A 24,091-nucleotide genomic window follows, 5' to 3' on the forward strand; every position below is an offset into this window, starting at 1 on the left:
AGTCAGTATTCAAACGTAGGATATCCGCCATATAAAATTATAGGAAAACTTTAGGGTATACCATTATTTATATTGTTAGGCTTAAAATGAGCAGATTTGCTGCCAAGAAAGGAATCAATCACACCCGCCGCCATCGCCACCACTGTCACTACAAGAGTCATGGCTGCTATGTCCGCTATGATTACTGTTACTGTTGTTGATGTCATCTCCAGAAGATGAGCTTGAAGTACGTTTTGAAAGCTTTGTACGACTAGACCAGAGCATCACTTTAAACACACCATAAAACATCAGTAACCCAAAAACAATCTGTAAAAGTAGCAGGAAGCCCCAGAAGAAAAGTTCCAGCATAATATAGTCGACCCTCTATAATTTCTTGTTAGACATTGATAGCAACGCAAGGATAACTAGGGCGTGTCCTCAATTCAAACGAGTGCCCTCTAAATGGGCTAAAAATAGCTAGATTTTGCCAAACATCGTCAAATATCTGGTTAATATCCCGATATTATCTGCGCTATTTTCCTCGTTTGACTACAATTTATCTTATTTTGATCATCATTTTTAAAATGAGGACACACCCTAAGACAAGTGATTATTTTGGGGATAAAAAGGAAGATAAGATTAAGAATATATCTTAAATTGGCGGGACTTTAGTGACGGTCAGTACTAATGACTGCCGTACCGTAGGCAATAGCTTCTACCATGCTGCCTAGTTGATTGACGTTAGTCACCTCAAGGCGTAGACCATAAATATGATTACAACCTTTGGCATTGGCCTCGGTACGCATCCGTACGATAGCCTCACGGCGGGCGCGATCTAATAACGTCTCGTAGGTGGTGAGGTTTTTACCAAAGATACTTAAGACACGGGCGATAATCATTTTGAAATAATCTTGACCAATCACCACACTACCCAGTACTAGCTCACCTTGACTATTAGCCGCAATATTGGGACGATAAAAGCGCTCACTTGACACAATGATATGACTGAGTGCTTGCTCGTCGATGCTCAACTGTGCCAAATGCTGACGCTCGTGACGCGTGCCAAAAAACCAACCAGCCGCGAATAATAAAACAAACGGTGCATAGTTGATGAGGAATTGGGTAAGGGAGTTGTTCATGGCACGTCTCTTATCATACAAAAGCATCAATGCTTTAAGATTCGGTTATTTAACCAAAAGGATTGAAACGTGGCAACTCATCAGTAGGTTCTGATGATGGGGTTTGCGTACTTGGGTGTTGACCTGAATGATGCGATTGACCCGTTTGATAATGAGAATCGCTTGGCGGGTTTTGAGATGATTGCTGCGGCATCGGTATCGCTTTGACAGCAGTACCATAAACAAATAGCTCAGAGGCTCCCTGCGCGATACTAGAGGTCGAAAAACGCAAACCGACGACTGCATCAGCACCCAAAGACTCTGCCTTGACGATCATACGGTCTATCGCTTCTTGACGCGACTCTTCTAGCAATTCGGTATAAGCCGTCAACTCACCACCGACGATGTTTTTTAGTCCAGCAAACAAGTCTTTACCGACGTGCTTTGAGCGTACCGTACTGCCGTACACCACATCTAAACGCTCGGTGATTTGATAGTTAGGCAAGTGCTCAAGATTGGAAAGCTGCATAGTATCGTGACCTAATTAAAAAATCAGTAAATTTTCTGAGCGATATGACGACATAACGCATCTATATACATATTTTCATCTTCTTTTTCAGTATTACCTACATAGTTAAAATTTCCTAGTAATCCTGCGTTTACAAAAAGCTCTTTTTCTTCATTTTGCTGTAGGATCTTGTTGTCACTAATAACTTTATATCTATAGGCAATTTCGGGACTACCGATAGATTTTTGCATACCAAATGCTTCGCCCGAATAAATTCTTCTATAGTCTATATTTATATTTACACTAGCTTTTGCATTCGCTTGATACTTGCCTTCTTTAGACAACTCAGCAACTAAACACTTACTAAGGTACTGCTCAATATCAGCTTGACTATAAAATACAGGGTTATCATATTTTTGATTTAAATTAACATTAACAGAGTCTAACTTCACCTTCGCGACACTAACGTTGTCTTTAGTTGATAGAGTAGAGGTTGTTGCGCATCCTGATGCCAAACCTGCGATTAAAAGTAGTGGCAATAATGATTTTTTCATATTTCTCTCTAATTTAACAAGCTAATATTATTATAACAGCGCCTTAAGTAAAGCTAGAACCACTATTAATTAAGATAAAAGATATTTTTTTAACTGTTAGTCGTTGGTATGAAACAACAAAAACAGCTCAGTCAAATTGCCTTCAATGCTATTGGCCATTTGCACCAGCTTATCTTCATCTTTACGCATCTCAGCAAGCTCTGGGTCTTCATCATCAATACCGCTCAACACGATCATTGGTAAGGTCAAAACCGCTACGTCTTCTGCGGTTTCTTCATCTTCAAACCAATCACTGGCTTCATCACCATACATCGCATCGACAAAGCCGATTGACCAAGCAACGATATCTGAGTCATCTGAAAAGTCGACGGCCACTTCTTCGTCACCAGCGTCTTCACCAAACGGTAGCTCGATAGGCGTCTCGTTTTTTAACTCAGCGATGATCGAATCACGCCAGCGTGTGATGCCATCGATCACGTTTTCTGGAATCTCACTAGTATGGCCTTCAAATAATGCATCCATCCAGTTAGGCAATGGACGACCGATGACTGTCGCCGTCAAAAAACCATGCGCAGCGACACTGTCGAGCACAAACTGGCTCTCTTGATTGTCCATATAGTCTAGTAATTCGTCAAAACTTAATTGGTTACTCATGGTGTAATTGTCCTTGAAAGGTGGATTGCGACAGTCTTAATAAATGCGCAATAAACGTTCAGTTACGTGCAAAATCAGTGATAATTTGAGGATAAAGGTTATTCGAATAAACATTCAAACAACCATTATAAAGTCAGAATGACTGCATAGAATAGGCTGCTGGCAACCATAGAAAAGTGATAAATAAGATATCATCAACCTAATACCATTAGGTAATAAGCCATTATTACGTGGCTTTAGTCGGCTTAAATGACTGAATTTTCTTATATTGTATGAGACCTTTATTCTAAAATTTAAAAGTCGTCATCATCCCAGTCATCGCCATCTTCATCGAAGTTATCGATGTCATCTAAATCGTCTTTTAGCTCTTTAGCCAACCGTTTTTCTTCTAACAAATTATCGATTAGACGACGTTTCTCAAGACTGCTTAAGCGCGTACGTACACTCGTCTCAGCCTCTTCCACCATCTTTGCATCATCATCATCGATGAAATCATCATCAAAATCGTTGTCAATATCAGCGTCACTCATGACAAACTCCTATCATTTTTGGCAAAGGTATTAAGAATACATTAATATATATATGCCTTATAAAGTCTCTACTGAACGTTGTCAATGCTTTTTATCACTATGGCCTATTTCGCCTATAATACCAAGGTAATGATGCAGGTAATATAACAGACAATTGTGTACATAAAAACAGAAACAATTATCGTTAATGAAACATCATTACATAGATACTATTAAATATGTGACTCATCTTCATTTTCAATCATCAGTACCGAATTTCGGACATCAGCCAAGCGTTGAATCATTGAATCATTCCCACCATCGAATACGGCACATTCACGCTCATAAACGGTGGTTGGGCGCATAATACTCTGTACTTGTACATGATGGCTGATTTGCTTGAGTCCAGCATTCGGTAGCAAGATCAGCATCTGCTCTTTTTTGCCAACACTGTGCAGCAATTGCGTCATCGCATCGCTTTGTGCATCATCACTGACGCCCGCTTTGGCAGGTAATGCAAAACGCGACAGCTCGATATGCTTGTCATGGATAATCTTGTTAAGCATTAAATATAGCTTACCAAGCATCACGCCTGCTAACGCCACTTTGGCATGGCTGTTATCAGCTTTTAATAGCACACTCGCACCGCTGTCATCGAACTTAGGCTCATTTATCATGCTGACACCTAGCAACAATGGCTGTTTGAGTAGCTCAGTCGCTGCTTGGTTCAATAGCTGAGTGCATAATGCCAAATAAGGCAAGCGCTGGGCAGGTGCAAGACGCTCAAGCATATTGAACTCGTCATGGAATACAATTTGTACTCTCACGCTGTCAAATGCTCGTGTGGCAGACAATCGCGAGGCACTACTAGATCTCTGAGTACTACTGCCGCTCATTTCATCTTGCGTACTTTCTTCTACTTGGTCATCTGCCGCACCATCAATAGCCGTACTAGAATGAGCGGTATCGCTCGCCGCACTTTGATTTTGTTGTGTTCTTAAATACTGGTTTACTTCACTATTTACATCAAACTTACGAAGGTCAGCTGGCTTATGCTCTGCGCCGTCTTCATCCAAGCTGCTCATTGTTTGAGAGTCATTTTCTTGGAGATCGTTTGTTTGACGGTCAGCTGAGCGGCGCTCGTGGTTACGGCTGCGCTGATCAATTTGCATATATTGCTCACGATGCAAATCTTGAATATCACGGCTGAGGGCATTGATTTGCTCTTTGGTAGGACGGGCAAGATAGCCGTAAATCAACCAAAGCAATAAATGCAGTAGCATAGTACCGATGACAAATGGCCATTGCATGGCGATAATTTCACCTTTGCTAATATCCTTTAATGTCAGTGCCACACTACCAATCACAGCATCGCCGTTGGTAGCAATTTGACGAATCGTATCACCTTGCTGCATAGGCGCATTGCCAACTGGCACCAAGATATCGTCGTTATTGTCTGTAATCAAGATCTTCGTCACGTCTTGCTCGCTGGTATAGCGATTGGCAATCACGCTTAGACTGACACGGTCTTTATTCTCTAAAGACAACCTTGCCTCATCAATCAGCTGAGCAACCATCTGCTCGCCTTTTAACGCACGACTGTTGCTCAACTGTTGATCAGTACTAATGACCAACAATAGAGTCTGCAAACAAAAACTAACCAGAAGAATAATGGCAAACAACCCTTGCCGCGGCGCTAAATACGTCATGATATGTTAAACTTTTTTGGATAAAAGAAATTAAAAAACAAGGCTATTGCTCATTTTTTGGCTATTTTAAAAAACGGTAATGCAGGCATCTTTTTGTAACGCGTGTCTTTATAACGTATATCTGGGTAAACCATCACTTATAGTCGATTCAATTAAAAAGTAGTACAAGGCAACCGAGTGTAGATGTATATGTGATACTTCAAGCGAGGTTAACGCTGTCATACTTTTATAGTGGAAGGACTATAGGATAAACGACCGCATAGTAGACTTGTTATGACTGAACACATTATCATAAATACAGCTCGCTTATCCTATCTACTATATCACCATAATAAACCTTATAGCGTTAGCAGCTTTATAAATTTATCATAATAATAACATTCAATTTCAAACGCTTTTCTGTCTGGTACAGCCCTTTTTAGTTAACCGTGATACTTTGCATGTCATCTATAGGCGCTGCCGAGGAAAGCTGCTATTATTCCCAATCTTATACGAGCATACAAGGGACAATTAAGCCATGCCAAACAATACATCTTATTCGTTACCAAAAGACAGCAAAGCATGGCAACAAGCCGTTGACTCTATTGCCTCGCTCCTACCTGATGGTACTGATCTACAGGATTTTGACGCGCTACAGTCCCTACCCGTTTTTGCACTAATTGTGGTGCTACCGACCAAAGTATCAACCCTTGATATTCATCAATATGTGCAGTCATGGGTCGATGAGCAGCCGAACTGGCATTTGGTCACTGTCGCTGAAGATACTGATGCAAGTTTTGTGAATATCACTGTCTCTGATACAGAACCAACAGACGGAAATGCACAGCGCCTTCCTTTTACACAGGCACAAGTATTTCGCTATCTACTGGTACCAGTCACCGATACGCTCATGCATCCCGCCAAAAAAACCGCTGCCGCTCATATCATCGATGAGCAGCTGACCAGACGCTTGCGTCATGATTTGGCTGAAGCGTATAAGAGTACGAGCAGTGCTGACAGTACGGATAATTTGAATGTCGTTGATTGCCATATCTTATCTGTTGGTCATATGCTACGTACCCACAAGCTTGCCTGCTTCGATATGGACTCCACCTTAATCGAGCAAGAAGTCATCGTTGAGCTGGCCAAAACAGCAGGTATCGGTGAAGAAGTTGCCGCCATCACTGAATCGGCGATGCGCGGTGAGATCGATTTTGACGAATCTTTTGCCAAACGTGTGGCACTATTAAAAGACATTCCAATTGACGTACTGGATGATATTTGTAGCCGCTTAACCTTATCGGTAGGCGCACGCACCACGATCAGTGCGCTCAAAGCATTGGGTTATCACACCGTACTAGTATCAGGCGGCTTTACCTATTTTGCCCGCTATATCGCAGAGCAGTTGGGTATTGACGAAGTTCATGCCAACTTTTTAGATATTGACGAAGGCATGGTGACAGGTCACGTGCAATTACCCATCGTCAATGGTGCCAAAAAAGCCGCCATCGTCGAACATACGGCAGAGCGCTTAGGCATCGATATGTCACAAGTGGTCTGTATTGGTGACGGTGCTAACGATTTGCCGATGATGGCCATCGCCGATCTAGGCATCGCTTATCATGCAAAACCTATCGTCCAAGCACGGGCTGATGCGGCGGTTAACGTGACTGGTCTTGAAGGCACGCTTTATGCACTTGGCTATCCAGCGCTTGCTCCTACCAAATAATGTCTAAAAACTAGAAACACTGTAAAAAGCTAGGTTAATGTCTTTGTCATTGATCTGGCTTTTATACTTCTAGCTTCTATGTTTTATTGATGAAAAAATCTAGCGATGCTGCTACTTTGATAGAACTACTGTTAACATTGCTGCCTGAGCATGATTTCAGTCTAACTAAACTTTAATCTAACCATTACCACTCACCTTCCACGCTCATTTTAAATCAATCAAGGACTGTCCATGACGGCACCCCAATCCCCTAAACCAAGCGAGTCGTCAGCACCGCAACCATTAGATACCAGTGTTACTAATACTGACAACCCAAAACAGCTGTTAGGCGTTTATATCAAAGGAATGGCGATGGGTGCAGCCGATATCGTACCTGGCGTCTCTGGCGGTACTATTGCGCTGATTGCTGGTATTTATGAGCGATTGATTAATGCGCTTGGCAGTATTGGCCCCAAGCTCTGGCAGACATTCCGAAAAGAAGGTGGCATCAAGGGTTTGCTTGCGGTATGGCGACAAGTTGATGCAACATTTTTATTATTCCTGTTATTAGGTATCGCCACCAGTTTTGCCACCTTGGCGGGCATGATTAAGTACTTGCTAGACAATCAACCACTGCTGATTTGGTCGTTCTTCTTTGGATTGGTCGTTGCAACCATATTTATATTATTAACTGAAATTAAGCGTTGGAACATAGGGCGTATTGTCTTATTTGGCATCGGTCTCGTCAGTGCCGTGGTTATCAGTAGTTTGCCATTACTCACCACCACGCCAAGCTTGCCTTATCTATTTTTTGCAGGGGCAATCGCGATTTGTGCCATGATATTACCGGGCATATCAGGCTCCTTTATCCTATTATTATTGGGCGCTTATGACACAGTATTAGAAGCCGTGCATACCCTGAACTTTACGGTTATTTTCACGCTTATGGCTGGTATGCTCACTGGACTTTTACTGTTTACCCACGCACTGAAATGGCTATTGGCTCGCTACTATCAAGCAACGCTAGCATTGCTCACCGGCTTTATCGCTGGCTCTTTGATGAAGATATGGCCGTGGAAAGTAGATATCTTGAACACCTTAGATAACGAAGCAATAAACAACGTCATGCCATGGCACTACCCTACTGGTCCACACTGGCTCAGCACACTAGGGTTGATGTTATTAGGTGCTGTGTTAGTGTCGTTATTATCGTGGTGGGGCAAGCGTAATAACCATCATTAATAACAACGTTTAGTCGCTATTAATTAAAAAACCTCTTATTTCCCTCTCAAAATAAGCGCCTACCCTTACGGCGCTTACTCTCAAAATCTGCAATAGAAAATCATCAAAATACGCTAAAAAACCAAACGTCATCGGTTGTCGCAAACTCGCCTTTACCCTCTTTAGCTTTGCCTCGCAAACTTTCATAATGGTCTCATTGGAATTCACCTTATGAATAGCGAGATGAATGATGTTACTAACTATATTTTCTTTTATCGACATAGCGGCATGGAGCAATGCGGCTTTACTTGGTTACGGCTTATTGGCAGTGATAATAGCGGCACTCGCCTTCTCGTCACAGCGCTGGTTACTACTGTATTTGTTCGGTGGTATGGCATATTGGCTAGGCGTAGAAGTCATTCACAGCATACTATCAAGTTGGCTGATGCTGTCAGAATTATCAGACTGGCACAGCTATATCATCGCCATGGGTATCAGCTGGCTGCCTTTAGCGGCTTGGGTCTTGTATCGGGCGCTACGTTATGAGGATGTCAGTCAATCGGTTCAGCTACAACGTGAGTTAGAGGCAGCACGCTATATCGAACATACGCCTGTCTACGATGATGACTATAAACCGCGCTTTCACTAATGCAGTCAATCCTGTAGCAACTATGCTGACGTCATCGAATGTTACAAGATACTTAACGCTCTCTACGTAACTCCTAAAGAATAACAACCCATCCATCGTTTATAATGTAATTATATATTTGTCGCAAAAATTGTTATAAAGTACGCATTATTTTGCGTCTCATTTTTAGGAGTTCGATTATGTTTACTATTCCTGTTCTAGATATTAAGTCTGATCCTTTAGACGTGTTATTGGCTGTGATCGGTTACCGTCTATCTATGCTAACTGATAGCGATGATGAAGCTGTCCAAAAGCTATTCGCTGATCGTAATGTTACGATTGAGCTTGCCAGCACCGAAGCCGATATCGCTCGTTATTTTGTCTTTGATAATGGGAGCTTCAACCAGTATAGTGGTCATGCAAAAGCAGCAGACCTGACTATCAACTTTAAAGACTCTATGACTGGTGTTAAGCTATTGACCAAAGGTAATCTTCCAGCCTTTATGACAGCGGTTCAAGAAGGTAATCTAAGTATCGAGGGCGACTATAGCCTCATGATGTGGTTTAATAAGCTTGCCAAGCATATCGTTCCAGCGGTACCAGAAGAGTGCAAACCTTATCTGGACAAAGCAAAGCCTTATGCTTATAAAGCACAAAACTTTGCAAACCATTGGATTGGTGTTGCCAAGCACAAACTGGGAAAATAACCAGATACAAATAATTAGAACGTTAAATAGTAAACTGATCAGCAAATAGTTACTATTGACCTACTTTATTGTATTCAATATAAATACTATTTAGCAGCACTCTGATTTTCTAAAAAGGTTACGGTATACTATATCGCAGCCTTTTTTATTATTTTAAAAACACAAAAACATTTAGATGTACCCAATACCGTTATAAAAGGATTTATCTCATGGCAGGATTACTTAACATCTCAGAACCCAATGCCGATAGCCACACTGAGACACTCAATCATCAAAACAGTAGCGATGATTTTTTGGCCAGTTTAGCCACTGATGCTAACCAACCGACTCCACATAAGCATAGCCGCGAAGAAATCGCCGCACTGTTTGATTTGCCGTTGATGGATTTGTTGTTGCAAGCACAAACGATACATCGGGCGAACTTTACTGCCAATGAAGTACAAATCAGCACCTTGCTCTCTATCAAAACAGGTAACTGCCCTGAAGATTGCGGCTACTGCTCACAATCAGGTCATCATCGCGACACCACCAAACTACAAGCAGAAAAACGCATAGAAGTGGACAAAGTCATTGCTGCTGCTAAACGTGCCAAAAACAGTGGCTCGTCACGCTTCTGCATGGGTGCAGCATGGAAACACCCAAGCGCCAAAGACATGCCTTACGTGGTTGAGTTAGTTAAAGAAGTCAAGGCATTGGGGCTTGAGACCTGTATGACGCTTGGTATGTTAGATACCAATCAAGCAACGCAGTTGGCGGATGCCGGATTAGACTATTACAATCATAATCTAGATACCTCACGCAGCTATTATGAGCAAGTCGTCAGCACGCGCAGCTATGACGAGCGATTAAATACCATAGATAATGTGCGCAACTCAGGCATCAATGTCTGTAGCGGTAATATCGTTGGCATGGGCGAGAGCCGCGATGACCGCATCGATTGGGTACACGAACTGCTAAAAATGCCAAAAGCGCCAGAATCGATCCCAGTCAACTTGCTCGTGCCTATAGCAGGGACGCCTATCGGTGACAAAGTACTTGCCGAAGGTCAGCTATCTGTACTTGAGTGGATTCGTACCATTGCCGTGGCGCGTATTTGCTGCCCGACCAGCTATGTGCGTCTGTCTGCTGGCCGCGAAAGCCTATCTGACTCTGAGCAGGCCTTGGCCTTTATGGCAGGCGCCAATTCGTTCTTTTATGGTGATAAACTGCTGACGACTGGCAATGCAAGCCAATCAGGCGATGACCGACTCATGCGTGAGCTTGGCCTAACCAAACAGTTTGCCGCGCCAAGAGCACCTAAAGTATTGCCTGTATTAGACGCTATGAATGGTCATCAAACACAAGTGGTATTGGCAGATTAAGTCAAAATACAAGCCAAAAGTACAAGCTAAGAAAGAGAGACTATGATGGCAGATTATTTTAACTGGATTAAAGCGGCACATATTATTTCTATGGTTTGTTGGTTTGCGGCCATTTTCTACTTGCCGCGTCTATTTGTCTATCATGCGATGAGTGATGACACCATCAGCCAAGAGCGCTTTACCATTATGGAGCGTAAGCTGTATCGTGGCATTATGACGCCATCGATGATAGCGACATGGGTTTTTGGTCTATGGATGTTAGGTTTGGGCTGGGACGTCTACAAAACCCAAGGTTGGCTACACGTCAAATTGCTATTGGTGATCCTGCTATCAGGCTATCATGGCGCTTGCGGTTTTTATCGTAAAAAACTGATGGGAAATCCACATTATAAATCGCATAAGTTTTGGCGCTGGTTTAATGAAGTGCCCGTCTTTGCCTTAGTGATTATCGTCATTCTAGTCGTGGTAAAACCGTTTTAACACCAAAAATATTACGGATAGCTGCAAACCAAAAGCGTCCGCAACTTCAATGAGTTGCGGACGCTTTTTTTATCACATTATATAGTGCTGATGATGCCTAGACGCTAGGGCGCATAATTTGATAGACATTACTCAAATCATAAACGCGGTAACGAGCAGGCTCGCGGCGATTTTCACCAGCATAGCTCAATATCAGCGCTTGCTTAGCACGCTCATCGACCCAGCCCACAAACAGTCCACTGTGCTCGACGCCATTGTAGCCATGATTGATATAATAAAGCCAATCACCCGCTTCAATCTCACTGCTACTCGCATAAGGGCCTTGACCATACGTGCCTTTATGAATGGTATCGCGTGTCACCCCTGCCCGATTGAATACGGCATTTAGATAATCCCAGCAACCACCTTGAATAATCGTACGCTCATTGAGTGCCATCTTGCGTGCAGTACTGACCACTTCGCGTGCCGCCATGCTGCTTTGCGTTTCAGCACTACTCAATAGCGGTAAATATTCACTATCGACATTGTCGTAATTCCCTGACAAAAATGCTGGCAATACTGTCGGTACCGAACGTTGCACATCAGGATAGCGATAAGAGGTATTCGTGGTTGCTTGAGCAGATTTTTGGGCGATGAGCGCACTCATGCTATCCGCATGGGCTTGTCCTACCATACCGCAGGTAAATAACAATAAACTGCACGACGCTGCGACTGAGAGGTTGGGCAAACGCGACATGACGAACTCCTTGTCAATTAAATATCAATGACAATATCAGTAATAGGGATGGATTTTATAATCCTACTTATAAACCATTTATACGTAAATCTGCAAGCACTATTCATTTTGAATAGATGACAGAAGGTATTAAATTATAGATTGATGGTAGCGTTACAACGCTAATTTAGAAGGGGTAAATCAAGATAGCATTAGAGGCTAGGAAGGTAATCTATATGCTGTTAGAAAAGTTTGATTTGGACAAGTAAGAGGAGATAGTTTTTAATTATCATTCATTTTAATATTGACATGACGCTTGGACAACGCTTGACCTTGTAATATCGCTTTAGCAGCAGTTGCTTCTTGGATACTTTCAAAACCACTGATATTGTACTTACGTGTGTCACTGCTATCGACAATCTGTAACTGCTCGCCAATCAATGTTATCTTGTCACTATCGATCAAATGGATATGCTCACGCTTACCTTGATTGTCATGCACCATCTCACCAGCACGCACCCACAGTGTGCCGCTACTGATAGCGCCAACCATGGCTTTTTTATTTTTTTGGCGTTGTCGATTAAAAATAAAACTGCCAATAATTAGCAATGCTAACGCACCGATAGCCAAGCGCTCAGGTAGCACACTCATTGCAAAGGCGACCGCAACTGCCCCGACCAATAAGGCAGATCCAAACCAAAAAATACCGTTATCAGTCGTTTGGGACTGACCTTGCAAGGTGATTTTGGCGCCATCGTCGGTCAGCTTCAGCATGCATCATTACCTGTTGCGAGATATCTGGTTGGCAACAGATAGCGGGCTATTGAAGGCCAACTATCTGTCAGAGGTCGTCGTAGTGTTAAAAAATTAGCACTGTTTATAATTGAGTAAAAGCAGACTACCAGCCTAAAGCGGTTTGCTGCATTTTAATCAATTCGGCAATACCTTTTTCGGCAAGAATCAGCATATCATCAGCTTGAGCGCGAGTGAATGGTTTTTCTTCCGCAGTACCTTGCAGCTCGATAAACTCGCCTTTTTGAGTCATAACGACGTTCAAATCAGTATCGCAGCTAGAGTCTTCTTCATAATTCAAATCTAGATACGCTTCCCCATCTTTCATACCGACAGACACAGCAGCAACTAAGCCAATTAATGGGTCTGCTTTTAGTTTTTTAGCTTTTTGAACGGTCTCTAATGCGTCAATAAGGGCAATCGCTGCACCAGTCACGCTAGCAGTACGAGTACCACCATCGGCTTGCAACACGTCACAGTCAAGATAAATGGTGTTTTCACCCAACTTGCTCAAGTCAATCATCGCACGTAGGCTACGACCGATTAAACGCTGAATCTCTTGGGTACGACCTGATTGCTTGCCGCGTGCCGCTTCACGTTGGTTGCGCGTGTTGGTCGCACGTGGCAACATACCATATTCAGCGGTAATCCAGCCTTTGCCTTTGCCTTTCAACCAGCGTGGTACGCCAGACTCGACACTAGCAGTACATAGTACTTTGGTATCGCCAAAGCTCACTAACACTGACCCTTCGGCATGCTTAGTATAATGGCGCTCAAAGCTGATAGAGCGAAGTTGGTCAAGCTCACGATTGTCATTACGCATAAAAATTCCTAGTACAATGTTTGAAAAGCAGGGTGATAAAAATGGTCTTAAAATAAGAGGTTGTCGCTACATGGTAGACCAGTATTTATTATCGTATATTTATTAATCGCATATCAATTCATAAAAATTGACATACAGGAATATAACTCGAATACAAATAGCGACTGCGTGCCTTAGTAGACGCAAATATGGAGATATCCTAACGTGACAGCGGCGCAATAGCAAGATTCACTCACGCTATTACGCCGCTGCTTCAGTAAAGTTTGGTGTTAAGTTTATTCTAAACCTTCTATCTTACGCAATTCTTTACGCAGGATTTTGCCCACGTTTGATTTTGGTAATTCATCAACGAACTGAATACTACGCGGACGCTTGTAGCCAGTCAGTTGCTTTTTGCCAAAATCGAGTAACTCTTGCTCTGTCACTTCGCCTTTTTTGACCACAAACAACTTTGGCTCTTCACCGCGGTTTTCGTTAGGAACACCAATCGCACCGCACTCAACCACTGCCGGATGCTCGCTCATAGCCTCTTCGATCTCATTCGGATAGACGTTAAAGCCAGAGACCAAAATCATATCTTTCTTGCGATCAACGATTTTAATAAAGCCTTTTTCATCCATGATACCGATATCACCAGTTTTGAGATAACCATTGGCAGTAAAGGTTTCCGCTGTTTCGTCTGGACGATTTTGATACCCAATCATCACTTGCGGGCCTTTGACACAGATCTCGCCACGGTCACCCAGAGCGACTTCTTTTTCATCATCGTCAATCAGTATGACATCTGTACTAGAAGCAGGAATACCAATCTTGCCTGTGAATTCAGCAATGGTCATTGGGTTAAAAGCAACCACTGGTGATGTTTCAGATAGACCATAACCTTCTACGATAGGCAAGCCTGTGATTTTATGCCATTCTTTTGCCACGCTTGGCAGTACCGACATACCACCACCGATAGAGGCTTTTAGATTAGAAAAGTCTAAATCCGCAAAGCTGTCTTTGTGTACCAAGCCGTTGAATAACGTATTTACCGCAGGAATAAATGATGGTTTATATTTGCCCATCTCTTTAATCAGACCGTCAAGATCACGTGGATTCGGGATAAGTAAACCCGCATAGCCTTGGTACATACCATACATACCGCAAACCATAAATGAGAATACATGATAGAGCGGTAACGCTGTTAAGATAACCTCATCGGCATCAGCATCATCGTCAAATGCACTGTTCATCAACGCACTAATCTGTAGCATGTTAGCCACTAAATTACCATGCGACAGCATTGCCCCTTTAGCCACACCTGTAGTACCACCCGTGTATTGCAGCAATGCCACGTCACCTAAATTCAGATCAGGACGTTTATACTTACTAGCAGAAACAGCATTTAATGCATGCTTGAAGCTCACACTCTCTGGCAAGCTATAAGCAGGAATCATTTTTTTGATATGGCGCGCAACGAGGTTGATCACTGCTCCTTTGATCGTGCCTAGCATATCGCCAATCTTACAAACGATGACATGCTCGACTTGACCTTTATCTTCTGCTTCTTGATACGTTTTTGCAAAATTTTCTACGATAAATAAAGCCTTTGTGCCACTATCATGTAGCTGATGTGATAATTCACGACTCGTGTATAAAGGGTTGACGTTGACCAGCACCATGCCTGCACGGATGATACCCAATGCAACCACTGGATACTGCAGGAGGTTAGGCATCATCACCCCAACTTTGTCACCCTTGACCAATCCTAACGACTGTAAGTAGCTGGCAATTTGACGACTAAACAAATCCAATTGCTTAAAGGTAATCGATGCACCCATACAGATATAAGCAGGCTTTTGGCCATAACGGCTAAAATTACGCTCGAACACCTCCAGTAAAGAAGTACTGTCATCCGGCATATCAATAGTAGCCGCAATACCATAGCGCTCATAAGTACCTAACCATGGACTATCACTCGGTATCATCGGCATAGTAGGAAATGCGCTGTCGTTATTATTAGTCGCAGCATTATTGTTTGTGGTCTTTTTATTGGTACTGTCGGTCATAACTTTTCCTAAATGTTGCCGTTAAAAACGTAGAATAATCTAATGGAAACACCATTATTTTTGTGGTTGATCAATGACAGTGAAACTTGTGAATAAGAAACGATGATAAGGTAAAAGCATTCGTTATTCACAAGATTTGTAAATCAAAGCGCAGTATTAGGTCCATGATAAGTGGTGTAATAACTCAACAAGGATAAATCAACATTCAAACCTACAGGGTTGATTTTACAAGAAATATAGAGCGAAAATCATATCCTGTTGTCGTTAAATATAACTATACGCTGATGAGCACTATAGCAGTTTTGCCAAAAATTCTCTATCTATACTCAGTCCTGCCCTCAACTCCATCGATGGCTATCTATCCAGTCTAACAATGACTAGGCTAATGGTGGCTAGGTTTCGCCAAACCGTATCGAATAGCTGATGAATATCTCGATATTGTCGGCGTCATTGTATTCTTTTGACTTTAATATCTATTATTTGATTACCATTTTTGCAATGAAGACTCACCCCAGCGACATCTTAAAGACAAAATAGACGTAAAAAAATGACAAGATAGCATATACGCAATCTTATCATTTTTAGTGGTGACCCTACTCTGTATTACGATTAGTTATGAACACTAAGTCTGTGTGAGCATTGAGTCTTTGCAAGCACTCATAACTAGCTTTCGAGTATTGAGTATTGAGTATTGAGTATCAATCAATTAGCCATGGTTCTTTTCTTCAAGCAATCGCAAATCTTTACGTAGGATTTTACCCACGTTAGATTTTGGCAATTCATCGATAAACTCAACATGACGAGGACGTTTGTAACCAGTTAGATTTTCTTTGCCATAAGCCAGTACTTCTTCAGCAGTCAGGCTAGGGTCGTTGCGCACGACATAAATCTTAGGAGTCTCGCCGCTCTTTTCGTCACTGATACCAATGACACCGCACTCTAGAATTTTAGGGTGACCCGCCATAACTTCTTCGACTTCGTTAGGATAAACGTTAAAGCCAGAAACCAAAATCATGTCTTTTTTACGGTCAACGATGGTCACGTAGCCATTGTCAGCCATGATACCAATGTCGCCCGTACGGAAGAATCCGTCTGCGGTCATCACTTCGGCGGTAGCATCTTCACGATTCCAGTAGCCTTTCATAACCTGTGGGCCACGAACGCTAATCTCACCGCGCTCACCAAGCTCTACTTCATTACCAGCATCATCTAAGATGGCAACATCAGTCGCTGGCATCGGCACACCAATAGTACCTGTGAATGTTTTGCTATTGCTAGGGTTAGAAGTCGCTACCGGTGCTGTTTCAGACAATCCATAACCTTGGATAATGATATTACCCGTTACTTGACGCCATTTTTCGGCGGTTGGACTCAGTACTGCCATGCCGCCACCCATCGACTGACGCAGCTTGCTATGATCCATCGCGATAAATTCTTCGTTATTTGCAAGCGCGTTGAACAACGTGTTGACTGCTGGGAAGAATGCTGGTGGATTGGCTTTGTATGCTTTTAATAAGCTATCAAGATCGCGTGGGTTTGGTACTAGTAGCACCACACAACCGCGATATAGACCGAACATACCGCATACGGTAAATGAGAAAATATGATACATCGGCAATGCTGTCATAATGACAGGCTGCTCACCTCTTTGATCGAAATCATCAAAAGCGGTGCCCAAGAAGGTATTGGATTGAATTAAGTTTGCCACTAAGTTTTTGTGCGTTAGCATCGCGCCTTTGGCCACACCTGTTGTACCACCGGTATATTGTAGGACGGCGATGTCATCGAGCGTGATATTGCTTGGGCGTTTATATTTACTCGCAGCGCTATGACTCAGCGCACTTTTGAAGGTGATGCTGTTGCTAATACTATAGGCAGGCACCATTTTTTTCACATGGCGAACGACCGTGTTGACCATAAAGCCCTTGAGCGTACCCATCAAATCGCCCATACCTGTAATCACGACTTTATCGACTAGACTACGGCCGATGTCTTGATAGGTTTTGGCGAAGTTTTCGACCATGATCAGCACTTTGGCGTCTGAATCGGTCAGTTGATGCTCAAGCTCTCTGGTGGTATATAACGGGTTGACGTTGACTAGGGTGAAACCTGCACGCAGTACTGCAATGACAGAAATTGGCAATTGCAAAATATTGGGCATCATGACCGCAACTTTATCACCTTTGACCAGTCCCAATGACTGTAGATAGGCAGCCATTTGGCGACTGTACAAATCCACTTCTTTAAAGCTTAATGATGAACCCATGCAGATATAGGCCGTCTTATCACTATTATCAGCAAAGCTTTTTTCAAAAACATCAATGAGTGAGGTATCGTCAGCTGGCATTTCAATGTTGTAATCCAGTCCAAGCTCTTCATATGTTTTTAGCCAAACTTTATCATCACGACGGGTAAAATTTACTTGATTTTCCATAATCTTTTTTCTCCTAGTAATAGTACATTACCGTCAGCGTATACTAATCACAGTGTGATAAACATACGAAATGCCAAGCCGTTGCTGACCATTACGGTGGCAAGCAAGGTTACGGCGTAATCGTACAGTGCTGAGCAAACAATATAGCGGTAAATAGCCCTTTGTTTATTAACATACACACTTTGTACAAACTACTCAATACAAAAGATTGGTGCTTGAGTTCGCAAACAGGCTTGACGGAAAATAAAATGTTTTATATCAAATATTTAACTTTAAAAACCAATGAGTTTTTAGCGTCCTATTGGCGAACATTCATCCATAGAAATCCTATGGTTTGTTACCCGTTCATTACTTTGTACTGTCAAGGGCGCTAGCCAGTTCTGTTAAAGTCACAAAGTTACGGCGAGTGCCGTCCTTATCATTGCTTAACTGACGGGCGAGACTGCTTGTCGCTAGCTTAGTGCTATCATTATATTGCCACTCATTAATGTACTCACTTTGAGTTAAGCGTTGACCAAAACCTGCCACCGCCATTGCAAACTGAGTATCAGCGTTGGCTTTGTCCAGAGAGTGACTGTCATTATTAATTGGTTGACTAAGCAGTTTAGAGGTATCACCTGTAGGCGCTTTATAACGAATTTTTAGATAACCAAGCTCATTGGCTTGCTGTTTGCTGTTTACCTTAACAGTCGCATTGCTATCAGTATAACGACGATCACTATATAGACCTTTTTGTCCTTTTGGTGTCACTTCGAATAGTGCGATAACCGCTTTACCTGCGCCTAGCTCGCCTGCATCGACTTTATCATTATTAAAGTCTTGCTCGTTAAGCACGCGATTTTCATAGCCAATCAAACGCCATTCACTCACGACATCAGGGTTGAACTCAACTTGTACTTTTACATCCTTGGCGACCGTATTAAAGGTCGCGGCCAACTCATCACCAAAAACTTTTTTGGCCTCAGTCAGACTATCGATATAACTGTAGTTACCATTACCATTGTCGGCCATTTGTTCCATCATATGGTCGTTGAGATTGCCACGCCCAAAGCCAACGGTAGATAGTGAGATACCACGCTCACGATTGGATTTGACCAAATCCAGCATATCATCGACATCACTGATACCGACATTAAAATCGCCATCGGTCAGCATCATGATACGATTGATACCGTCTTTCTTCATCGCTTGCTCAGCTTGACGATAAGCCAGTTTCAACGCGTCTTCTCCGTTGGTGGAACCTGAGGCATTTAACCCCTCAATCGCGGCGAGGATTTTTGCTTTTTGATCACCACTGGTCGCAGGCAATGCCACACTGGTTTTGCCTGAATACGTGACGATACTAATGCTATCTTCAGCACGCATCTGTTCTGTCAATAGTTTAAGAGACGACTGCGCCAATGGTAGCTTGTCGCTCGATGACATAGAGCCTGATACATCTACCAAAATCACTAGGTTAGCAGCGGGCATGGCTTGATTGGCACTTTTATTGGACCAGCTATTATCCACGGCTTTGATACCAACTTTGACAATTTTATTGTCCTGATCGGCTCTATCCCAAGGCGAATCGACCACTTCAGTGGCGACGACAAATGGTGCATTACCGAGGCGTTTACCATCATCAAACTGATAGTTAAAATAGTTAATCAACTCTTCTACCCGTACTGCATCAACGGGTGGCAACTGACCTTCATTTAGATAGCGGCGCACATTGGCATAGCTGCCCGTATCGGTATCGATAGACAAAGTAGAGACCGCCATATCCGTCGTGCGATGTACAGGATTTGCATCGTTCTTTTGATAATTATCATTTGCCTCTGGTTCGGCGCTGATGGGTTCAGGTCTGACCATAGATGGTGATATTGAAGATGGTGATGCTGGACTTCTCAGTATTATGAAAGGGTCAGGAGCTCTCATCTCAGAGACTAGTGACGTATTTGATGTCGCAACTGCACGGCGTGGTTTTTTCATCGTAGTACTACTTGAGGTTTCTACCATCGGCTTAGGTGCTATCTGCTTAGATACTGTCTGCTGTGAGCTACAAGCACTCAATCCAACACTGGCGATAATACCCAACAGCAGCGTGTGCTTGGTTAAATGATAAGTGCACGCACGCGATAATGCACTTGATGGATAGACAGATGACGCAGATAACATAGTAACTACTCCGTATAATAGACAGATGACAAAATTTTCAAAGACAACACAGTCATCAAAAGTTGAATTAACTATACTTGACCTATTTTGTAAAAGCTATCAACCAAAATGCTATACAGAAACCTAATGAAGCGCGTCACGACCTGTCGTCTATTCTGACTTATACCTTTTTAATTCTGCCAATTTCCTTTACGATAGCACTATCCTATTTGTACGCTTGAACCAATTATCTATACCTATTAAAACTGATAAGTGAATCCTATTTTATGTCTGATGTTATTGATAATACGATTGCCCCAATCATTCCCACTGAACCGATGGATACTCGCTCAGTCGCAGAATTCACTGAGCAAGCCTATCTCAACTATGCGATGTACGTCATCATGGATCGGGCGCTGCCAAATATCGCTGACGGCCTCAAACCTGTACAGCGCCGCATCGTCTACGCCATGAGCGAGCTGGGGCTAAAATCGACTGCTAAAGCCAAAAAATCGGCACGTACGGTCGGTGACGTCTTGGGTAAATACCATCCGCATGGTGACAGTGCTTGTTATGAAGCGATGGTACTGATGGCGCAGCCGTTCAGTTATCGCTATCCGCTCATCACTGGTCAAGGTAACTGGGGTAGCCCTGATGATCCAAAATCATTTGCGGCGATGCGTTATACCGAAGCCAAAATGTCTGCTTATGCCAATACGTTGCTCGCAGAGTTAGGTCAAGGCACAGTCGATTGGCAAGACAACTTTGACGGTACGATGCAAGAGCCAACCACCCTACCTGCGCGCCTACCTAACATACTATTAAATGGTACAACGGGTATCGCAGTCGGTATGGCAACAGACATTCCGCCACATAATCTCAACGAAGTGGTACGTGCAGCAATTCGTTTGCTAAAAAATCCTGAGCTATCGGTTAAGCAGCTTACCCAATCAATACCAGCACCTGATCTGCCAACCCCTGCTGAAATCATCACCAGTAAAAAAGACTTGCAAGCGATGTATGAGACTGGTCGTGGTAGCTATAAGATGCGCGCGACCTTCCACGTCGATCCTAAAGAGAAAAACCTCGTTATCATCGATGCGCTGCCTTATCAAGTTTCAGGCAACAAAATCCAAGAGCAAATCGCCAAGCTCATGACCGATAAAAAGCTGCCTTGGATTACCGATATTCATGACGAGTCAGATCACGAAAATGCCTGTCGTATCGTGCTTGAGCTAAAATCAACCCGAGTCGATGTTGCTCGCGTCATGAGCCATCTGTTTGCTAGTACGGAGCTTGAGAGTAATTACCGCGTCAATATGAATATGATTGGCCTAAACGGTAAACCACAGGTCAAAAACCTAAAAGAAATATTAGAAGAATGGCTCATCTGTCGCCGTTCAGTGGTCACACGCCGCTTGCAATATCGCCTCGATAAAATCGATAAGCGCTTACATATCTTGGCAGGCTTGCTGATTGCTTATCTTAATATTGATGAAGTGATTCGCATCATTCGTGAAGAGGAAGATCCAAAAGCGACGTTGATGCAGGACTATGATCTAACGGACATTCAAGCCAATGCTATCTTGGATATTCGTCTGCGCCAATTGGCGAAGTTAGAAGAGATTGAGCTGCGCCGCGAGCAGGATGAACTGGCTGCCGAACGTGCCATCATTCAAGAATACTTAGACAATCCAGACAGTCTAACCAATCTGATGATCGATGAGCTCACAGCCGATATGAAAGAACACGGTAATGAGCGCGTATCACCATTGGCAGAACGCGAAGAAGCGCAAGCACTAAAAGAGTCTGACCTCGTACCAAGCGAGCCTGTCACCGCTATTCTATCGAAAGCGGGCTGGATTCGTGCTGCCAAAGGTCATGATGTCGATGCTGCTGGCATGAGTTATCGTTCAGGTGATAGCTATCAAGCACACGTGCGCGGTAAATCCAATGAAAAAATCTACGTGCTCGACAGCACTGGTCGCAGCTATAGCATTGACGCGCACAATCTCGCATCGGCGCGTGGTCAAGGCGACCCGCTGACCAGTGTGCTAAAACCGCCAGCAGGTGCCAGCTTTGAGCAGCTATTAACGGGTGCTGACGATCAACGTATTATACTCGCCAGTTCCGCAGGTTATGGTTTTATTAATACCGTTGGTAATCTTGATAGCAATCAAAAAGCGGGTAAAAACATCATTAACCTAGCAGCTGATAGTCGCTTGCTCCCTGTTGCGCGTATCGATGCGCCAGTAGATTCGACCGCTAATACTGATGGTGAAAATAGCAATACAAGTGTGGCACCTGATCACGTCGCCGTCACCACCAATGCGGGATATTTACTGATATTTGCTCTTGATGATTTGCCTGAACAGGCGCGCGGTAAAGGTAACAAACTTATCAAGTTAAAGGACGGCGAAGAGGTGCTTACAGTCACGCCACTCAGTCAGCAAGACAGTTTAGTCATTACCGCTGGCAAACGCCATGTGACACTCAAGCCAAATGATTTGGCTAACTATACGGGTGTTCGTGGTAATCGTGGTGGTCAGTTGCCCAGAGGCTTTCAGAATGTGACGAGTGTTGAAGTTGGGTAGTTTTGGTTTAATTATTTTTTATAAGTTGAATATGTGATTGAAACTATATTAAAAGGTATTAATAACAGAGATATTGCTTCGTTTTTTTGGGTGCTAGCAATATCTCTCTTTACGATAGTTCAAAGTTACAGGAAAAATACTGGTGTATTTTTAGCATTTAAAGCTGTAATTAAATCGGTACTTCATAAGAAATTAGTAACAATATTTCTTATTTTACTACTCAGTACTTTATGTAGTGTTTATTTTCTCAAGTTCCTCAATCTTTGGGACTTATCTCAACTAAAAAATACAGTCCTATGGTTTGTATTTACAGGTTTAGCGATTGCTAGTAAAGCCATTAGTAGCGAAAAATATAAAAATCTATTTAAAAGCACGGTCTTAGCCAACCTAAAGCTTACTATACTTCTCGAGTTTTTCTTAAATTTATACGTTTTTAGTATATTTATCGAAATTTTCTTAGTATTTATTACCACATCATTATTCATACTGTCTATATACTCTAAAAAAAGCACTGAGATAAATGAGGTAAGAACACATCACTTTTTCAATATTCTTATCTCTTTAATAGTAATTTTTCTTTCTGCTATTACAATTTACAGTTTTATTAATAACCCTATAAAATTTTTAAATAAATTAACTCTTCTAAACTTAATTACTCCAATCAACCTAACAATACTATCTCTACCATCAATACTAATATTATTTATAATTAAGTCATATGAAGATTTTTTTACTTACTCTAGCCAGCTCTTTAGACACTCAGCTGAAGCCAAGGAAATAAAAATAGCCATATTAAGAAGGGTAAACTTCAAAATAGATAACTTAAATAGGCTAAAAATTATTATTACTACAAAAAGCATTAGAACTCTGTCAGAAATCAATGAAGTCATTGATCTTATTGATACATATAACAAGTTAAAAAACAATCCTCCAGTAGTTCTATTACAACAAGGCTGGTCACCTTATCTAGCTACTAATTTTTTGAAAGATGAAGAAATAAAATGTAGCTTTTATAAGTCTATAGATAGTGAAGAATGGTTCGCAAGTTCTAATAGCTATGAATTAAGTAGCTTTCTTAATAATATATTTTACTATATTTCTGGAACTAAAAATTATGCTACTCGATTAAGCCTAAAACTTAGCATTACCGATATTTCTACCCAACAGGAAGATATTGATAAGTTTTGCATGCTGATATCACACCTATATTTTAATGCTACAAACGAGAAAATACAGGACATAATTATTTTTAAAGTTTTAAGCGTCCAAAATTTTGAAATCACTTATGAGCTTTATAAAATATCTGTAGAAATAAATAATTATATGTATAATAACGGATTTTCAATAAAATTTATCATGAAGAACCATAATCATATCAACTAAAAAATCTATCAATATAGGCAGCTTCTTAATACTAGCTATAATAAGCGCGTA

Annotated in this window: 21 protein-coding genes; 8 read left to right on the top strand and 13 right to left on the bottom strand. The window is 42.2% G+C overall.

The features are described from left to right. Positions 1-114 precede the first annotated feature (114 nt). From I6E83_RS11970 to I6E83_RS12000, 7 genes are all read right to left on the bottom strand, one after another. A complete protein-coding gene (locus I6E83_RS11970; RefSeq protein ID WP_197102216.1) occupies positions 115-348 on the bottom strand; it encodes a hypothetical protein in 234 nt (77 codons plus the stop codon). A gap of 299 nt (positions 349-647) precedes the next feature. After that, complete coding sequence (locus tag I6E83_RS11975; RefSeq protein ID WP_110924071.1) at positions 648-1,118, bottom strand: YbjQ family protein; 471 nt, start codon at positions 1,116-1,118, stop codon at positions 648-650. Positions 1,119-1,167: 49 nt separating this feature from the next. Continuing rightward, entirely contained in the window at positions 1,168-1,626 is a 459-nt protein-coding gene (locus I6E83_RS11980) for a YbjQ family protein (RefSeq protein ID WP_197102218.1), read from the bottom strand. A gap of 23 nt (positions 1,627-1,649) precedes the next feature. Beyond that, the gene (locus I6E83_RS11985; RefSeq protein WP_197102220.1) at positions 1,650-2,159 is read right to left on the bottom strand and encodes a hypothetical protein; all 510 of its coding nucleotides are present in this window, start codon (positions 2,157-2,159) and stop codon (positions 1,650-1,652) included. Between the two features lie 96 nt (positions 2,160-2,255). Beyond that, positions 2,256-2,813, bottom strand: coding sequence for a YecA family protein (locus tag I6E83_RS11990; RefSeq protein WP_110924074.1), 558 nt, complete (start codon positions 2,811-2,813; stop codon positions 2,256-2,258). Between the two features lie 293 nt (positions 2,814-3,106). After that, on the bottom strand, positions 3,107-3,343 hold the full coding sequence (locus I6E83_RS11995; RefSeq protein ID WP_110924075.1) for a PA3496 family putative envelope integrity protein: 237 nt from the start codon (positions 3,341-3,343) through the stop codon (positions 3,107-3,109). 212 nt (positions 3,344-3,555) lie between these two features. After that, on the bottom strand, positions 3,556-5,031 hold the full coding sequence (locus tag I6E83_RS12000; RefSeq protein WP_197102222.1) for a hypothetical protein: 1,476 nt from the start codon (positions 5,029-5,031) through the stop codon (positions 3,556-3,558). Between the two features lie 517 nt (positions 5,032-5,548). Between I6E83_RS12000 and serB the strand changes: the two genes are divergently transcribed. The 6 genes from serB to hemJ all read left to right on the top strand — a co-directional run bounded on the left by serB (position 5,549) and on the right by hemJ (position 11,115). Next, positions 5,549-6,739: a phosphoserine phosphatase SerB gene (serB, locus tag I6E83_RS12005; RefSeq protein WP_110924077.1), complete on the top strand. Its 1,191-nt coding sequence runs from the start codon at positions 5,549-5,551 to the stop codon at positions 6,737-6,739. Positions 6,740-6,970: 231 nt separating this feature from the next. After that, complete coding sequence (locus I6E83_RS12010) at positions 6,971-7,960, top strand: DUF368 domain-containing protein (RefSeq protein WP_110924078.1); 990 nt, start codon at positions 6,971-6,973, stop codon at positions 7,958-7,960. A 226-nt stretch (positions 7,961-8,186) separates the two neighbouring features. Beyond that, positions 8,187-8,588 carry an AciT family ciprofloxacin tolerance protein gene (gene aciT, locus I6E83_RS12015; RefSeq protein WP_227680935.1) on the top strand — a complete coding sequence of 134 codons (402 nt, stop codon included), beginning with the start codon at positions 8,187-8,189 and terminating at the stop codon, positions 8,586-8,588. A gap of 179 nt (positions 8,589-8,767) precedes the next feature. After that, complete coding sequence (locus tag I6E83_RS12020) at positions 8,768-9,274, top strand: SCP2 sterol-binding domain-containing protein (RefSeq protein WP_197102223.1); 507 nt, start codon at positions 8,768-8,770, stop codon at positions 9,272-9,274. Between the two features lie 209 nt (positions 9,275-9,483). Next, positions 9,484-10,635, top strand: a complete 1,152-nt coding sequence (gene bioB / locus I6E83_RS12025; protein WP_197102224.1) for a biotin synthase BioB — start codon at positions 9,484-9,486, stop codon at positions 10,633-10,635. A gap of 45 nt (positions 10,636-10,680) precedes the next feature. Next, a complete protein-coding gene (gene hemJ, locus I6E83_RS12030; protein WP_197102269.1) occupies positions 10,681-11,115 on the top strand; it encodes a protoporphyrinogen oxidase HemJ in 435 nt (144 codons plus the stop codon). 97 nt (positions 11,116-11,212) lie between these two features. Here hemJ and I6E83_RS12035 read toward each other — a convergent pair whose 3' ends face one another. From I6E83_RS12035 to I6E83_RS12060, 6 genes are all read right to left on the bottom strand, one after another. Further along, positions 11,213-11,851 (bottom strand): hypothetical protein, encoded by a 639-nt coding sequence (locus tag I6E83_RS12035; protein WP_197102225.1) that lies wholly within the window; start codon positions 11,849-11,851, stop codon positions 11,213-11,215. 261 nt (positions 11,852-12,112) lie between these two features. Continuing rightward, a complete protein-coding gene (locus I6E83_RS12040) occupies positions 12,113-12,604 on the bottom strand; it encodes a hypothetical protein (protein ID WP_197102226.1) in 492 nt (163 codons plus the stop codon). A 124-nt stretch (positions 12,605-12,728) separates the two neighbouring features. After that, complete coding sequence (gene rph, locus I6E83_RS12045) at positions 12,729-13,445, bottom strand: ribonuclease PH (RefSeq protein WP_110924083.1); 717 nt, start codon at positions 13,443-13,445, stop codon at positions 12,729-12,731. Positions 13,446-13,720: 275 nt separating this feature from the next. Next, a complete protein-coding gene (locus I6E83_RS12050) occupies positions 13,721-15,493 on the bottom strand; it encodes an AMP-binding protein (RefSeq protein WP_197102227.1) in 1,773 nt (590 codons plus the stop codon). 706 nt (positions 15,494-16,199) lie between these two features. Then, positions 16,200-17,927 carry an AMP-binding protein gene (locus I6E83_RS12055; protein WP_197102228.1) on the bottom strand — a complete coding sequence of 576 codons (1,728 nt, stop codon included), beginning with the start codon at positions 17,925-17,927 and terminating at the stop codon, positions 16,200-16,202. Between the two features lie 348 nt (positions 17,928-18,275). Next, entirely contained in the window at positions 18,276-20,084 is a 1,809-nt protein-coding gene (locus I6E83_RS12060) for a vWA domain-containing protein (protein WP_197102229.1), read from the bottom strand. Between the two features lie 266 nt (positions 20,085-20,350). Here I6E83_RS12060 and parC point away from each other — a divergent pair, with 266 nt between their 5' ends. Next, positions 20,351-22,657, top strand: coding sequence for a DNA topoisomerase IV subunit A (parC, locus tag I6E83_RS12065; RefSeq protein ID WP_197102230.1), 2,307 nt, complete (start codon positions 20,351-20,353; stop codon positions 22,655-22,657). 33 nt (positions 22,658-22,690) lie between these two features. After that, a complete protein-coding gene (locus tag I6E83_RS12070; protein WP_197102231.1) occupies positions 22,691-24,040 on the top strand; it encodes a hypothetical protein in 1,350 nt (449 codons plus the stop codon). The last annotated feature ends 51 nt before the right edge of the window (positions 24,041-24,091 follow it).

The organism is Psychrobacter sp. SZ93C1 (genome assembly GCF_015864635.1).
Taxonomy (GTDB): domain Bacteria; phylum Pseudomonadota; class Gammaproteobacteria; order Pseudomonadales; family Moraxellaceae; genus Psychrobacter; species Psychrobacter fozii.

Excerpts from the sequence above, each read along its gene's own strand:
- I6E83_RS12050 (WP_197102227.1), bottom strand. The coding sequence starts at position 15,493 with ATGACCGACAGTACCAATAAAAAGACCACAAACAATAATGCTGCGACT.
- bioB (WP_197102224.1), top strand. The coding sequence starts at position 9,484 with ATGGCAGGATTACTTAACATCTCAGAACCCAATGCCGATAGCCACACT.
- I6E83_RS12035 (WP_197102225.1), bottom strand. The coding sequence starts at position 11,851 with ATGTCGCGTTTGCCCAACCTCTCAGTCGCAGCGTCGTGCAGTTTATTG.
- hemJ (WP_197102269.1), top strand. The coding sequence starts at position 10,681 with ATGGCAGATTATTTTAACTGGATTAAAGCGGCACATATTATTTCTATG.
- serB (WP_110924077.1), top strand. The coding sequence starts at position 5,549 with ATGCCAAACAATACATCTTATTCGTTACCAAAAGACAGCAAAGCATGG.
- I6E83_RS11980 (WP_197102218.1), bottom strand. The coding sequence starts at position 1,626 with ATGCAGCTTTCCAATCTTGAGCACTTGCCTAACTATCAAATCACCGAG.
- aciT (WP_227680935.1), top strand. The coding sequence starts at position 8,187 with ATGATGTTACTAACTATATTTTCTTTTATCGACATAGCGGCATGGAGC.
- I6E83_RS12020 (WP_197102223.1), top strand. The coding sequence starts at position 8,768 with ATGTTTACTATTCCTGTTCTAGATATTAAGTCTGATCCTTTAGACGTG.
- I6E83_RS12000 (WP_197102222.1), bottom strand. The coding sequence starts at position 5,031 with ATGACGTATTTAGCGCCGCGGCAAGGGTTGTTTGCCATTATTCTTCTG.
- I6E83_RS12055 (WP_197102228.1), bottom strand. The coding sequence starts at position 17,927 with ATGGAAAATCAAGTAAATTTTACCCGTCGTGATGATAAAGTTTGGCTA.
- I6E83_RS11995 (WP_110924075.1), bottom strand. The coding sequence starts at position 3,343 with ATGAGTGACGCTGATATTGACAACGATTTTGATGATGATTTCATCGAT.
- I6E83_RS11985 (WP_197102220.1), bottom strand. The coding sequence starts at position 2,159 with ATGAAAAAATCATTATTGCCACTACTTTTAATCGCAGGTTTGGCATCA.
- I6E83_RS11990 (WP_110924074.1), bottom strand. The coding sequence starts at position 2,813 with ATGAGTAACCAATTAAGTTTTGACGAATTACTAGACTATATGGACAAT.
- parC (WP_197102230.1), top strand. The coding sequence starts at position 20,351 with ATGTCTGATGTTATTGATAATACGATTGCCCCAATCATTCCCACTGAA.
- I6E83_RS11975 (WP_110924071.1), bottom strand. The coding sequence starts at position 1,118 with ATGAACAACTCCCTTACCCAATTCCTCATCAACTATGCACCGTTTGTT.
- I6E83_RS12060 (WP_197102229.1), bottom strand. The coding sequence starts at position 20,084 with ATGTTATCTGCGTCATCTGTCTATCCATCAAGTGCATTATCGCGTGCG.
- I6E83_RS12010 (WP_110924078.1), top strand. The coding sequence starts at position 6,971 with ATGACGGCACCCCAATCCCCTAAACCAAGCGAGTCGTCAGCACCGCAA.
- I6E83_RS11970 (WP_197102216.1), bottom strand. The coding sequence starts at position 348 with ATGCTGGAACTTTTCTTCTGGGGCTTCCTGCTACTTTTACAGATTGTT.
- I6E83_RS12040 (WP_197102226.1), bottom strand. The coding sequence starts at position 12,604 with ATGCTGAAGCTGACCGACGATGGCGCCAAAATCACCTTGCAAGGTCAG.
- rph (WP_110924083.1), bottom strand. The coding sequence starts at position 13,445 with ATGCGTAATGACAATCGTGAGCTTGACCAACTTCGCTCTATCAGCTTT.